At 58.0% G+C, this 15,182-nt stretch carries 6 protein-coding genes; all 6 read left to right on the plus strand.

Translation table 11 applies throughout. From position 1 onward, the window contains the following. Positions 1 to 159 precede the first annotated feature (159 nt). On the plus strand, positions 160 to 9,465 hold the full coding sequence (locus tag CFB52_RS22120) for a hemagglutinin repeat-containing protein (protein ID WP_099317438.1): 9,306 nt from the start codon (positions 160 to 162) through the stop codon (positions 9,463 to 9,465). A 2-nt stretch (positions 9,466 to 9,467) separates the two neighbouring features. Beyond that, positions 9,468 to 9,938, plus strand: coding sequence for an immunity 42 family protein (locus tag CFB52_RS22125; protein WP_099317439.1), 471 nt, complete (start codon positions 9,468 to 9,470; stop codon positions 9,936 to 9,938). Between the two features lie 304 nt (positions 9,939 to 10,242). Beyond that, positions 10,243 to 11,682 carry a UbiA family prenyltransferase gene (locus CFB52_RS22130; RefSeq protein ID WP_099317440.1) on the plus strand — a complete coding sequence of 480 codons (1,440 nt, stop codon included), beginning with the start codon at positions 10,243 to 10,245 and terminating at the stop codon, positions 11,680 to 11,682. Beyond that, the gene (locus CFB52_RS22135; RefSeq protein WP_306532420.1) at positions 11,679 to 12,887 is read left to right on the plus strand and encodes a hypothetical protein; all 1,209 of its coding nucleotides are present in this window, start codon (positions 11,679 to 11,681) and stop codon (positions 12,885 to 12,887) included. Before CFB52_RS22130 ends, CFB52_RS22135 begins: the two co-directional genes overlap by 4 nt. Before the next feature lie 5 nt (positions 12,888 to 12,892). Beyond that, positions 12,893 to 13,222 (plus strand): small multidrug resistance protein, encoded by a 330-nt coding sequence (locus CFB52_RS22140; RefSeq protein WP_257220652.1) that lies wholly within the window; start codon positions 12,893 to 12,895, stop codon positions 13,220 to 13,222. Between the two features lie 80 nt (positions 13,223 to 13,302). Next, the gene (locus CFB52_RS22145) at positions 13,303 to 14,970 is read left to right on the plus strand and encodes a ShlB/FhaC/HecB family hemolysin secretion/activation protein (RefSeq protein ID WP_373680975.1); all 1,668 of its coding nucleotides are present in this window, start codon (positions 13,303 to 13,305) and stop codon (positions 14,968 to 14,970) included. Positions 14,971 to 15,182: the final 212 nt, after the last annotated feature.

The following is a 15,182-nucleotide window of genomic DNA, read 5'->3' on the forward strand; positions in this document are numbered from 1 at the left end:
GCGAGCGCTGTTTCTCAATCGCGACGCGCACGAGAGGCGTTGTCGCTCTGACTATCCGTTGCAAGCGCGTTAAAGATCAGACGGCGAATTAAGTTCGGTCCTATTTGCGCTGTATTCAAATAAGACTGCAAGTAGGGGCGCAGTGCGCGTCAACGAAGAATGAACAAGAAATGCTATCGGGTTGTATTCAATCGCGTGCGCGGCGTGATGATCGCCGTTCAGGAAAACGGTAGTTCACCGCGTGCGGTCGGGAATAAAGGCGTGAGCGCGCCGTCGGGCTTGGCGGGGTTGCGGATCGTTTGGCAACCGATCGCGATGGCGGCTGCATTATTGTTCGGTGTGCCGTTGTTCAGCTTTGCGCAAATCGCGCCGACTCCGGGCACGAGTACGCACGTGATTCAGACGCAGAACGGCATACCGCAAGTGAATATTGCCGCACCGTCTGGCGCCGGCGTGTCGGTGAACACGTACAACCAGTTCGATGTACAAAAACCGGGCGCGATCCTGAACAACTCGCCGACGATCGTGAACACGCAGCAGGCGGGGATGATCAACGGCAACCCGAACTTCGGTGCGGGCCAGTCTGCGCGGATCATCGTCAACCAGGTCAACAGCAATGCGCCGTCGCAACTGCGAGGGTACGTCGAGGTCGCGGGCAATCGTGCCGAAGTGATCCTGTCGAACAGTGCCGGTATTCAGGTTGACGGCGGCGGGTTCATCAATACGTCGAGAGCCGTTCTCACCACCGGCACGCCGTATTACGGCGCCGACGGCTCGCTCGGTGGCTTCAACGTGTCGCGCGGCCTGATTTCCGTCGGGGGTGCGGGACTGAATGTATCGAATGTCGATCAGGTCGACTTGATTTCGCGCGCGGTACAGGCCAATGCAGCCATTTACGCGAAGAACCTGAACGTCGTCGCGGGTGCGAACCAGGTCAACCACAGCACGCTGGCGGCGACACCAATCGTTGGCGACGGTGCGGCACCGGCGATCGCAATCGACGTGAGCCAACTTGGCGGTATGTACACGAACAGGGTCTTTCTCGTATCGAACGAATTCGGTGTTGGTGTCGCGAACGCCGGGACGATCGCGGCACAAGCGGGCGACCTGACGCTGCAATCGAACGGTCAGCTTGTACTGACTGGCAAGACGACCGCAAGCGGCAATCTCACGGCGGCCGCAAACAGCGTTCAAAACAGCGGCGCGACGTATGCGCAACAGAGCGCGAACGTTTCAGCAGCCGGTACGTTGTCGAACAGCGGCACGCTCGCTGCACAGCAAAATACGATGGTCAGCGCGGGCAGCATCAATTCGACCGGGACGCTCGGCGCGGGTGTCAATAACGATGGTTCCGTCGGTAAAAGCGGCGATCTGAATTTGTCGAGCGCCGGGAAATTGACGGCGAGCGGGCAGAACGTCGCGGGCGGGAGCGCGTCGATTTCAGGTGCTGCCGTGAGCCTCGCGGGTAGCCAGACGGTCGCGAACGGTAACGTGTCGCTGAACGCAAGCGCCGGGGACTTGACCCTCTCGAATGCAACAACGAGTGCGCAGGGCGCTCTCGATGTGAACGCAGCGGGTGCGTTGATCAACGATCACGGCACGCTGTCGAGCCAAGGCAATGCAACGTTGACCGCGGGCAGTATTTTGAACCAGGGTGGCAAGGTATCGGCGAAAGGTCCGCTGAACGTGCAGTCGAACGGCGCAATAGCGAATCACGGCGGCACGCTCGTTTCCGAAAATGCGATGCAGGTGCGCGGCGGTGCAATCGCGAACAACCAGGGCACGATTCAGAGCGCAGCCGGAATGAACATTTCGGGGAACTCGCTGGACAATAGTGCAGGCAGCGTTACGTCGCTGAATTCGGACGGTCTGTCCATTACGACGAAGGGGCAACTGACGAATGCGGCCGGTACGACCGCACTCGGTGCACAAGGCGGTGTCATCGGTGGTAACGGCGGCGTGGAGATTCAATCAGGCAGCGTCGTGAACCACGGCACGGTCAGTGCACAAACGAATCTGAACGTCGGCACGCAATCGCTCGACAACGGCAGCGGCACGTTGTCGGCTGCACAAAACGCGGTGATCAATGCGGGTGCGCAGTTGACGAACGGCTCGGGCAGCATTACGGCCGGACAATCCGCGACCGTGAATGCCGCGACGCTGAGCAACGATGCGGGTTCGGTACAGGCAGCGCAGTTGTCGCTCGGGGCGACGAATTTGTCGAACCGCGGCGGTACCATTACACAAACAGGGACTGGCGCAATGAATGTCGCCGTCTCGAACACACTCGATAATTCGAGCAACGGCGTTGTTCAGACCAACAGCACCGACCTGAACCTGACGCCCGCAACGCTGATCAATGACCACGGGAAAATCACTCACGCCGGAACCGGTGCGCTGTCGATTTCGACTGGCGCATTGTCGAACCAAGGTGGCGCGATCGCGACCAATGGCGCGTTGAGCCTGAAAGCGACAGCCGTATCGAATAGCGCAGGTACGCTGGCCGCGCAGCGACAGGCGGCGCTCGATGTGCAGTCGCTCGATAACCATGCGGGCGGCTACGTCGGTGCGGACAGCATTACGTTGAAGGCCCAGGGCACTGTCGATAACCGTGCGGGCACGCTCGAAGCGAACAATGGCGTTTCAGTGACGGCCGACAGTGTCGCTAACGACGGAGGCTCGCTTAAAAACGTGGGCACGAGCGCGTTGTCGGTCACGACGGCGAACGCGCTGACGAATACGGCGGGCGGCACCATTGGCGGCAACGGGGACGTCTCGGTGTCGGCACGCAGTGTCGATAATTCCGGCGGCTCACTTCTAGCAGGGCAAGCGCTTTCGGTGCAGTCGAACGGTACGATGGCGAATGCAGCCGGTCTTGTTCAGGCGAACGGGAATCTGTCGCTGCGAGCACAAGGCGCGGTCAACAACACTGCAGGGCAAATCGAAGCGAACGGCACGAATTCGACGCTCGCGCTGTCGGGAAGCAACGTCGACAACAGCGACGGACGTATCGCGAATATCGGCAGCGGTGCAACGACGATCGACGGCGGCGCGTCGATCACGAACACGAACGCGTCCGGCAAAGCGGGTGCGGGTACGATCGGCGGAAACGGCGATGTTACGCTGACCGCGCAAACCTTGACGAACGCTCAAGGTGGTCAGACGCTGTCCGGGCACGATCTGACGCTGAACGTTGCAAGCAACGTAGATAATACGAGCGGTGTGCTGTCAGCCGCGAACAACCTCAAGCTGAGCGCGGTAAATGCAGCGCTGTCGAATCGGGCCGGATCGATTCGTTCAAACGGCGTGCTGTCACTGAACACCGCATCGATCGACAACACGTCCGGCAAAATTGGTAACGACGCAGGCAGCGGCGGCGGTATTTCAATCCAGGCCGGCACGTTTGCCAACCAGAACGGCGTTATCGGCAGCGATCAGGACCTGACGTTGTCCGCAAGCGCGTTGAGCGGCGACGGGTCGATCGTAGCGGGCCGAAACGGTGCGGTGACGCTCGCGAGCGACTACACGCAGACCACGGCGAACAAGTTGCATGCCAACGGCGACCTCACGTTTTCCACGTCGGGTAAGCTGACGAACCAGGGCGTGCTGGACGCCAACGGCGCGCTGACGGTGAATGCCGCGAACGTGGAGAACCAAGCAGGCGCTGATCTGAATTCCAGCACGACGACGGTCAACGCGGACGGCGGCACGATCGATAATGCAGGTCGCATTGAAGGCGATACGGTCACCACCAACAGCGCGACGCTGAACAACGCCGCGACGATCATCGGCCGCGAAGTCACCGCCAATGCGAGCACGATCAACAATACCGGTGCAGCGGCGGTGATCGCCGCAGCCGAACGGGTGAATTTGTACGCGTCCAACCAGTTGTCGAACACGGGCGGCGCGAACGTCTTCAGTATTGGCGACATCAATATCGCCGCCAACGGTCAGCGTGACGCGAACGGGTTGCTCGCGAACCGTACGCAAAATGTCTTGAACGATCAGTCCGCGATGGAAGCGCAAGGCAGTATCGAACTTGCGGCTGGCACGTTCACGAACACGCGTCCGGCTCCGGAGGTGACCACCGAAACCACGAGCACGGCGAGCAAGCACGAAACCAAGCGTCAGAAATACATCGTTTGCGCGACGATGAACGCGGACCCGAACGGCGGGTGCTCGCAGGCAATGTGGGTCAACGGCTATAAGACGCCGCTCACGTCAACCTATAGCCCTTCGCAGGTTGTATCGGAAACGTCCGGACCGAGCGCGACTGACAAGGTGTTGGTCGTGAACGTGAACGGCAAGCAGCAGACGATTTACTACAACACGCTGACGACCAACGCGGACGGTACGGTTACGGTCAACTATTGGGATGCGTACGATCCGCACGTCAACTACGTTCCGGATACGGAATACACGACACGCAGCGACGGCCACAACGGTTATCAGCGTGTCGAAATCTGGCGAGACACGACGACCACGGTTCAGCAGGACAAGGTGAAGAGCCAGGCGCAACAGGCGCAACTTGTTGCTGGCAACAACATCGTGATGAAGAACGTCGGCACGATCAACAACGAATACAGCTCGATCGCGGCGGGCGGCTCGATCAAGATCGGCGATGCGGATGTGTCCGGCAGTGCAGGTTCAGGCAGCTACAGTGGCACCGTCGTGAACAACGTCGGGCGGACGCTGTATCAGTATCAGACCGACAACATCGTGTCGATGTACGCGTGGAACGAGGATACGACGCAGGATCGCGGCACGATCGTTCAGCCTCCGAAGGTGTATGCGCCGGTTGCCATTGGTGGAACAGGCGGCACGATCATCGCCAACCAGTCGGTAATCATCGACGCGAGGGATGTCAACAACCAGAACGTTGCAGCCCAGAATTCTTCGACTGGCGCGACTGGCGCTACGCTTGGAAATAATTCGGCCAATGAGGGCGTATCCGGTGGCAAGTTGACGCCAGTGGGTGCCGCAGGCGGGTCATCGACACCGGTTGGCGCACAGCAATCGGTCGCGAATGCGTCGGGCGCACTGCCGATCACGTTGCCGACAAGCGGTCTTTATTCGATTCACGACGCCCCGGGCCAGCCGTATCTGATCGTGACCGATCCGCGCCTGACGAGCTATACGAACTTCATTTCGAGCGACTACATGCTCGGCCAGTTGAACCTGAACCCGGCGAGCATCGAAAAGCGCCTGGGTGACGGGATGTACGAGCAGCAGATGGTGCGCAATCAGATCACGCAACTGACGGGCCGCACGTTCTTGCCGGGCTACGCGAGTGCCGAGGATGAATATCGCGCGCTGATGACGAACGGGGCGAACTACGCAAAAGAGTTCGGCCTGGTGCCGGGGATGGCGCTGACGGCCGCGCAGATGGACGCGCTGACGAGCGATATCGTATGGCTGGTCGATCAGACGGTAACGTTGCCGAACGGCAGCACGACGCACGTGCTGGCGCCTGTCGTCTACATGGCGCAGACGCATGCGAACGATCTGCAACCGACTGGCGCGTTGATCGCGGCGGACGATGTGGAAATTCATGCGACGGGTAGCGCGACGAATTCCGGCGTGATCAAGGGCGGCACGAAAACCGTGCTGACGGCGACGGACATTTTGAATCGTGGCGGTACGATTTCGAGCAGAGGCACGAACGGTACAACGGTCGTGTCGGCAAGCAATGATGTGGTGAATGCGTCAGGCCAGATTACCGGCAATCGGATTGCCGTGCTGGCGGGCCGCGATATCGTCAACACGACGTTGGTCGATACGGTTGGCGCAACCGGCACGTCGGGTGCGAGCAAGGTCAGCACGAGTCTGAGCGGCCAGCAAGGCACGATCGCGGCAACGGGTGGTCTTGCCGTTCAGGCTGGTCGCGACCTGACGCTGCATGGTGCAAATCTGTCGGCTGGCGGCGATGCGATGGCATTGGCCGGCCGTAACATCAACGTCGATACGGTTCAGTCGACCACAAACCAATCGATGCAATTGAACGATCAGCGGCATTGGGAAGAATCCACCACGAAAAATGTGGCGAGCGGCATTAAGGCAGACGGCAATCTCGTCATGCAGAGCGGTAACGATACGGTACTCAAAGGTGCGACCGTTTCAGCCGGCAAAGATTTGTCAGTGATGGCTGGCGGCAACCTCACCGCGACGACGGTCACTGATACCGCCAAAATCGATAACGTCGCGACCGACGGGCGCGCACGCAAGGAAATCGATCATGCCTACGACGAAACCGCTGTAGGCACGACCTTTTCGGCTGGTCGCAATGCAGCACTGTCGGCTGTCAACGTTGCTGATGAGACGAAAGGTAATGTCACGCTGACGGGGTCGTCGGTTACCTCGGGCGCCGACAGCGCGGCGCCGGGCGGTGTCACGATTACCGGCAGCGGTAACGTGACGATCAACGAAGGCCGCGAGGAACACGACAGCTATAGGAAGGTCCAGACGAAGCGCGGCAGTTTCGTGTCGGGTTCGACCACCAGGGAATCGCACGACACGCAAGCGAATATCGGTGTCGCAAGCACGGTTTCGGGCGACACCGTGAGGATTCAATCAGGCAAGGACATTACAGTTCAGGGCAGCAATGTAGTCGGCACCAGTGATGTCGATCTGAAGGCGGCGCGTGACGTCCGTATCACGACCTCGCACGACACGGTGAAGTCGGCCAACAGCTTCGAGAAAAAACAATCGGGTCTCATGTCGAATGGAGGCATGTCCGTGTCGATCGGTACGCGCTCGATGACGGATCAGCGGTATTCCACCGAAGTGTCGAATACCGGAAGCATGGTCGGTTCGCTGAACGGTAATCTGAATGTGGCCGCCGGGAACGATCTGCACGCGACCGGTAGCACATTGCACGCAGGTAACGACGTGTCGCTCGAAGGTAAGTCTGTGAAGATCGACTCGGCTTACGACACGATGAGCGAGGCGAAGCAGCAGCAATACCGACAGGCCGGCGTGACGGTCGGCGTGACAAGTCCCGTCATCGCATTGGCGCAGACCAGCAGGCAGATGGTTGATGCAGCCGGCAAGACCACGGGCGATGCGCGTTTGACCGCGCTTGCAGCAGCAACGACTGGCCTCGCTGCGAAGAACGCCTATTATGCAACGGGTGGCGGCGGTCCCGCTGCGCTCGGAAAAACAGTCGGCGTTAATATTTCCGTAGGCGCGAGCAAGAGCGACAATCAATCGCAATCGCAAGCTAGTACGGCAGTCGGTAGTACGGTATCGGCCGGCCGAAACGTATCAGTGAAGGCAACCGGCGCTGGTGCGGATAGCACCGTCGATGTGATCGGAAGCACGATTTCGGCTGGAGGGAACGTCAAGCTCGCCGCTGACGGCAATGTGAATCTGCAAGCGCCTGAAAGCACCAGCAGCCAATCGTTGAAGAATAGCGGTGGTAGTTTTGGTGTCGGGGTATCGATCGGTGGCGGCAAGCAGACCGGCATCGCATTTACGGCCGGCGTCGCGGGGAATCGCGGAAACAGCGATGGTAATTCGACCGCCTGGACGAATACGCACGTTGCGGCAGGCGACACGCTCACGATTCAATCCGGCGGCGATACGAACATCAAGGGGGCAGTCGCGTCCGGCAAGCAAGTCGTCGCGGACGTAGGCGGCAACCTGAACATAGAGAGCTTGCAGGACACCGACCATTACAATTCGAAGCAGCAAGGCGCAGGGGTGTCGGTTAGCGTGTGCGTTCCGCCGTTGTGTGCCGGACCGTCGAGTGTATCGGGCAACATCAGTCAGCAAAAGATGAACAGCGACTACGCGGCGGTTGCCGAACAGTCGGGCATCAAGGCTGGCAACGGTGGGTTCCAAGTCAACGTCAAAGGCAATACGGACCTGAAAGGCGGCTTGATCGCGAGTAACGACAAGGCTGTACAGAACGGTGTGAACAGCCTGACAACGGCCACGCTGACGACGAGCGATATCCGGAACCATGCGTCCTACGACGCGTCGTCGGTCGGAATGTCGGGCGGTTACGGCGGTGGCATCGGTAAGAACCAGAAAGGCACGGCCGATAACGTGAATCCGGTGGCAGGAACCGACTTGCCGAAGACCGGCAGCGGATTAGCAGTCGCGTCCCCTGTCGTGCTCGGTGCGTCAGATGATGCGAGTTCGGTCACACGTAGCGGGATCAGCGGCGGCTCGCTCAAGATCACCGATAACGTCAAGCAACAGCAGATAACGGGCAAAACCGCTGACGAAACGGCCGCCAGCGTCAATCGAGATACATCGAACGCGGGTGGCGCACTCGCGCCAATCTTCGACAAGGACAAGATTCAGGCTGGCTTCGACATCACGAGCCAGTTTGTGAATCAAGCTGGCACCTTCGTGGCCAACCGGGCAAAGGAAGCGGATGCGGCAAAAGCGGCGGCAAAAGATCCAAATCTCACGCCGGAGCAGCGAGCAGCGGCCCAACAACGTGCCGATCAGTTGGCCGCAGAGTGGGGACCGAGCGGCACGTATCGTCAGGTGTTGACCGCGCTTACGGTTGCGGCCGGTAGCAACGTAACGGGAGGTATGGGTCAACTCGCGCAAAATGCGACGATTGCATACGTGCAACAGTTGGGTGCGAATCAAGTCAAGCAAATCGCCGATGGCCTTGGTAGTGACGAGGCGCGCGCAGCACTTCATGCGATCGTGGGATGTGCTGGCGGGGCGGCCGGCGGTCAAGCGTGCGGCGCTGGCGCGATGGGGGCTGCAGCAAGCTCTGTGATCGGAAGCTTGATGGCTCCGACGACCAATATGTCTTCAGAGGAGCGTGAAGCTCGCGACAACCTCGTGTCGAGCTTGGTTGCCGGGGTTGCAGCGATATCGGGTCAGGATATCGCGACGGCGGCGGGGGCCGCCAAAATTGAGGGCGAAAACAATCAATTTTCGATTGCCCCAACAGGGCCGCTGCCACCATTGGGCGGATACTTTGGGTCGCCGCGCGGGAAAGACGACAGTGGTATTGTCGATAACCGGACCGAGCTTGATCCGACCGCGAAAACCGGTCCGTTGATTAATCCGGTGGCGGCTGGTAAGGCGATACTCGATGCGATTGCGGGAATTCTTCCAACTGACGTTGCAGGGTTGGTTGATACATGGATTGCATCGAAAGGCGAGGGAGACAATCGCCTGCCAATTCCCAAACCGGTGACTGCTGACAATGGTTTGCAGGTAAAATCGAATCCAAAACATACACCGGGGGCACCGGGAAATAATTGGAACGCCGGAACAGAGCCTCGCAATTCTCTAGATCTTTTCAACTCATCGGTTCCGGGCGATGGAGACGACCGCTATGCTATTGATTCAAACGGAAATATTCATCGGTTTACTGAGGATCGCAATGGGATATTTCATTGGACGGGATCGACCGGTGACGCTCAGGCAAAATTGAATGTATCGAAGATTCCAATCGAAGTGCGACGTGAACTTGGGTTTAAGGGGAAGTGACTATGATTTTTGGTGATCCGAACTGTTTTGCAATCTGGTTTGATCGTGTTGATTCGTGGTCAACGCCAGATTTTGAAAACGGATGCTTCGCATTTTTTATTGGAAAAACATTAATTTGCTCGCAAAATTCAACCCTTGGCGTTGACCTTCATCTGCTGTCGAAATTGCCTTGCCTGGGAAAATCTGTCGAAGATGATTATATTTTTAATGCGCCGATCGCTGAGGCTTATTCTGTCTTATATGAACGCGCGTTTCCGTCAGCAGATTCAGATGCCGAAAGCAGTGATTACACTCACTTAGTGTCTGCTCGCAGCCTGTTAGATGAGGGACATAACGTATTTCTCGTGGAGTCTGGATCAAAAGCACGCCTCATCTATGGCATGGATGGCAAGCCCGTAAGTGTCTTCGACGTATTTATCGATCGAGGGAAATTTCAGCGTATCATCCGCACCGCCACGACGTGGCGAGCATAGATATCGACAGCATAAGTGGCGCGACTTGGGGTGCCGTCGACCGATATGATTAGGCCATAAAAGGAGACAAGTTGTCAGAAAAGGCAGGATTGATTCATGCCGGTCTTGCGCTTCAGGATCTATCGAATTTATTTGATAGCTTGATGTTTGATGGCAAAAAGTCTTACGGAGATCCACGCTTCGGTCGGTAAAAATTTTCAGGTGACGATTGTAAAATTCCATCTGAATATGGGTTCGAGGAATGGTAGATAAAATCAAGATTATTAAACAGATGGTCCGATCTATTAAGGTCAATCCATAAAGAATGCGAGAGACCAAAAAACTTCCGCTCGTCGTTGATCTGGACGGCACGTTGACGGTTTCGGATACCTTGATGGAATCCGTGATCCGTGTCGTCAAGCGAAAGCCAGCAAACCTACTGCGCCTGCCTTTCTGGCTCGCGGGCGGTCGCGCCGCCTTCAAGGCCAAGGTCGCGGAGCATGCCGATTTGCGAGCGGAAACGCTTCCGTACCGCGAACCGCTAATCGACTACCTCACCCGTGAACGCGAGAACGGTCGAAAAATCGTCCTCGCAACTGCCGCACATTGTTCGATCGCTGAGCGTGTGAGCACGCATCTTGGCCTGTTCGATCGTGTCATCGCTACCAGTGGCGACACGAATGTCAAGGGGGAGGCGAAACTGGCCTGCATTCGCGAGCAGATCGGCGACGACTTCGTGTATGCGGGCGACAGCAAAGCTGACTTGCCGGTTTGGGCGGGCGCGAGAGGTGCCGTACTTGCTGGCGTTTCCTCTGATGTCGCCGCAGATGTCCGCGGCCACGTCCCCATCGAACACGAGTTCACGAATGTGCGTCCAACGTTCTTGACGTGGTGCAGGGCCCTGCGTGTCCACCAATGGCTAAAGAACCTGCTGCTGTTCGTCCCGCTGCTGACAGCCTTTGCATTTCTTGACGTCGACAAAGTCGGCGTGCTTGCACTGGCGTTCTTGTCAATGTCGCTTGGCGCGTCGGCAACCTACATCGGCAACGATCTTTGGGATCTGGACAGTGATCGCAGACATCCACGAAAGCGTGATCGTCCCTTTGCGAGCGCAGTGTTGTCGATCAGTCAAGGCATTGCATGCGCAGCGGTACTGCTGACATTGGCGTTTGCATTGGCGTTGGCGGTGTCGGCCGAATTCACCGGCATGTTCGCGCTCTATCTGTTCCTGACGACCGCGTACAGTTGGCGCTTGAAGTCGGTCGTACTACTCGATGTGGTCGTTCTGTCATTGCTGTACACGTACCGAATCGTCGCAGGAGCAGTTGCAGCGGAAATCATGGTGAGTCGATGGCTTCTTGCGTTCTCCGTGTTTGCTTTTCTCAGCCTCGCACTCGTGAAACGTTGCTCCGAATTGGTGTTCTTGCGCCAGAGTGACAAAAGCGCGACGGCAGGTCGGGATTATCGAGTGAGCGACCTCGAAGTCCTTTGGCCGTTTGGCATCGGTGCTTCCCTCGCTGCGGTGGTCGTATTCGGTCTGTTCATCAACGCCCCGGAAACGGTAGATCGTTACACAATTCCGCATCTTCTCTGGTTCGTGCAGATCGGATTGATCTACCTGTTCGGTCGTCTATGGATCGCAACGGTGCGTGGCGCGATGCACGACGATCCGATAGTCCATATTCTCGAGAATCGCGGTAGCTTCAGCATGCTTTGCGTCATGGTGGCGATCGTGCTGGCCGCTCACTTCTTGCCAGCTCCGTGAGCGGCACAGTTCCTATGACAGAAAAAAACCGAAACCGCGTGCTGGCGTTCTGCCGCTTCGCCATCGTCTATGTGCTGTTGTTTGTATGCGCCGGAAACATCACCAACAGCATGTTGCTGAAGTGGGGCTTTCGTGACGACCAGAAAGGGGATTTTGCAACCAGCTACAGCCTCGTCGGCATGATGAACGGCGAGGCACCGAAGCCGTATGTCTATCGCTCGTCGTTCCCGCGAGCCGCAAAATGGGTAGTCGAGCGGCTTGGCCAGGAAAAGCAGGAAAAGCTTTTCAAATCGATCAAACGGCATGATTCGCTGCGCAACGCCTATTTCACGAGTGTGCCGGACCAATATTGGACACCGATCGTGGCACTCGTCTACCACCTGACGTACATCGCGATCGTGTTGTCGACGCTGTTCGCGCTGTTGCTGGTCTACAGGCTAGCCAGGCTACACGGCCTGAACTTCGGGCAATCCGTTGGCTTTCTGGCGGCGTTCGGCTTCGTCTATCCGCTCACGTTTCAGCAGGGCGGCTATTACTACGACTTCTTCGAACTCCTCGGCGTACTCGGTGCGTGCTATTTCCTGCTGAAGAAGCGGATGCTGGCATGCACGTTGATGGTTTCCATCTTCTCCCTGAACAAGGAAACGTTCTTCCTTGTTCCGCTTGCGCTATTTTTCCTGCACGAGCGCGACGTTCCGGTACCGAAACGAGTTGGTTGGCTGGTGTTGCAACTTGTGATCTGCGTGGGCACTCGCCATTTCATCATGAGCGGCTACGACGCGAATGCTGGTGGTTTCGTCGAATTTCACGTATGGGATAACCTGAAATTCTGGCTTAATCCCTTGTCTTACCTGTCGTTCTACAACCTGATCGGTAAAGGCATCTTTACGCCAAGTCTCGAAAATCCGCTGATGCTTGTACCGCTTGCGGTGTTCTTCGGCTCGGCGTGGCGCGCGACGCCACATCGATACCGTATCTATTTTTTTGCGGCATTCCTGCCGGTATTGGTGTTGTTCTTCTTTTTCGGCTACCGCGATGAGGCGCGAAACTTTTCGGTCGTCTTTCCCGCCATCGTGCTGATCGCGCTCCATGGCGCAAATCGGTTCAATATGATTTTTGACGGGAATACGGGTGCATCCGATGACATCCGTACTAACACCACGCCCCGGCCGGATGTGACAGTCGTGACGGAGGCCGCGCGGTGAACTGGATGATCGTCGTCGCAAGTGGCTTTTTCGGCGGTCTCGCGAGCATCTTGCTCCGAGTTGCGGCGCTCAAGGGCATCGCACTTGGTGAGTCGAGCATGTTGCCATGGATCGCTCGCGGGGCGGCCATAGGTGCCTACGGTGTCGGCTTCCTCCTTTACGCACTCGCGCTGCGCAAAACAACGCTAAGCGTGGCGTATCCGGCGATGGTGGCGATTTCCATGCTCGTGGTGTTGTCGTTCACGGCTTTGCACGAACACCTGTTGCGGCCGATGCAGGTCGTCGGCGCTGTCGTCATCCTGATCGGGGTCTGGATGGTCACGCGGTACGCGTAATCGAGAGAATCAAATAAATGAAGCAAATCCGAGGGGGTAGCCTTGTCGCGGGGTCGTTGCTATTTGCTTCAACCTGTACGATGGCGCACTCGGTTCCGCTGGTTGGCAACGACCAACAGGCACGCCAGCAGGAAGAGGCCCGCGAGCGGGAACGAACCGTTTCCGCGCCAGCCGTTCGCTCGAGCGTCGCAGCGAGTGCAGGCTATCCAGCGCTTCCGGCCGAAACACCGTGCTTCCGCATTGACCGCTTCACGCTCGATGTTCCCGATTCGCTGCCGGATGGCTTGAAAACTCAGGGCGCATCCGCGTTGCCGATGGATCGTTTCGCATTCGCGCGCGAATGGCTCGAACACTACACGGGCCAATGTGTCGGCAAACAAGGGCTGGACGTTCTCGTCAAAGCATTGTCGCAAGACATTCTTTCGCGCGGGTACATCACGACACGCGTGCTGCTGCCCGAACAGGACCTGTCGACGGGCACATTGAACGTCTCGCTCATTCCCGGCGTGATTCGACGCGGGCGTTTCGCTGATGAAAAATTGCGTGGCACGTGGAAAACCGCGTTCCCAACACGCGACGGCGAACTGTTGAACTTGCGCGACCTTGAACAGGGTCTGGAGCAGATGAAGCGCGTTACGAGTCAAGACGTGTCGATGCAGATCGTTCCGGCCGACGTGCCGGGAGAAAGCGATGTCGTGCTCGACGTGAAGCGTGGCAAGCCGTGGACCGTCGTCGCATCGATCGACAACTCGGGCACGCGCGCGACCGGCAAGCTACAGGGCAACCTGTCTATCGGCATCGACAACCCACTCGGCCTGAACGACATCTTCAACGTCGGCGTGAGCCAAGACCTTGAACTTGGCGACAAGCGCCTTGGTTCGCACGGCTGGAACGGTTTCTATTCGATCCCATGGGGCTATTGGACCGCGACGTTGTCGGCCTACACGAACACGTACTATCAGCAAATCGCCGGCGTGAATCAAACGTTCGTTGCAAGCGGCAATTCAAAGACGATCGATTTCAAGCTTGCCCGAGTGCTGGCGCGTAGCCAGAACGATGTTTTCGGTGGCTACGTCCGCTTGTCCAGGCGCTTCGGCCAGAGCTTCATCGAAGATACGGAAATCCCGCAGCAGCGGCGCAACAACACGTTCACGGAATTGGGCCTGACCGACCGTCACTACTTCGACGGGGCGCAGTTCGACGGCACGCTGGCATACCGACAGGGCGTCGGAGGCTTGGGTGCGCACGACGACATTCTTGCTGCCGGTGGCGGTCCGACTTACCGCTTCAAGATGGCGGTACTCGATGCGAACCTGTCCGTGCCGTTCGCGATCGCGAAGCAGCCGTTCCGCTACGTGACGAGCATCCACGGCCAATATACCGGGAACTCGCTGTACTACATCGACGATTTGACGATTGGCAGCAGGTACACCGTTCGCGGGTTCGACGGCGAAACGATGCTGGCGGCGGCACGCGGACTTTACTGGCGCAATGAGTTGCAGATGCCGATCGGACAGACCGGACAGGCGATTTACGCGGGATTGGATTACGGCCGTGTGTGGGGACCGCAACCGGTTGCTCTGGTCGGTACGCAGATGGCTGGGGCGATGATCGGCGTGAAGGGCAGTGTAGCAACGCGCTTCGGCGGCTATGGCTACGACCTGTTCGCAGGAACCCCGGTGTACAAGCCGTCCGGACTTCCGACCGCGCGCGTGACAGTCGGATTTCAAGTAACGGCGCAGTTTTGAGCGGGATCGTGATACCGTCTTGATCTGCGTTGTATTTGGCCATGGCGAAATACGACAGCAACCGAGGCAGGAAGATAGATTTTCTCAAAATCGCCTGGCGTGAAACTACCGATCCTCCCTATAATCCCGCCTGCATATTCCGTGCGCGAGATTGCGCACATTCGACGCGCGTTCGTTCGCGCCGAAAACGATGCCCCCCGTTTGCCGCTCGT

The sequence above is a fragment of the Burkholderia sp. AU18528 genome (genome assembly GCF_002223215.2).
Taxonomy (GTDB): Bacteria; Pseudomonadota; Gammaproteobacteria; order Burkholderiales; family Burkholderiaceae; genus Burkholderia; species Burkholderia semiarida.

Bases quoted from the DNA above. Each gene is read 5' to 3' on its own strand.
- CFB52_RS22120 (WP_099317438.1), top strand. From the start codon at position 160: ATGAACAAGAAATGCTATCGGGTTGTATTCAATCGCGTGCGCGGCGTG.
- CFB52_RS22125 (WP_099317439.1), top strand. From the start codon at position 9,468: ATGATTTTTGGTGATCCGAACTGTTTTGCAATCTGGTTTGATCGTGTT.
- CFB52_RS22130 (WP_099317440.1), top strand. From the start codon at position 10,243: ATGCGAGAGACCAAAAAACTTCCGCTCGTCGTTGATCTGGACGGCACG.
- CFB52_RS22140 (WP_257220652.1), top strand. From the start codon at position 12,893: ATGATCGTCGTCGCAAGTGGCTTTTTCGGCGGTCTCGCGAGCATCTTG.
- CFB52_RS22145 (WP_373680975.1), top strand. From the start codon at position 13,303: ATGGCGCACTCGGTTCCGCTGGTTGGCAACGACCAACAGGCACGCCAG.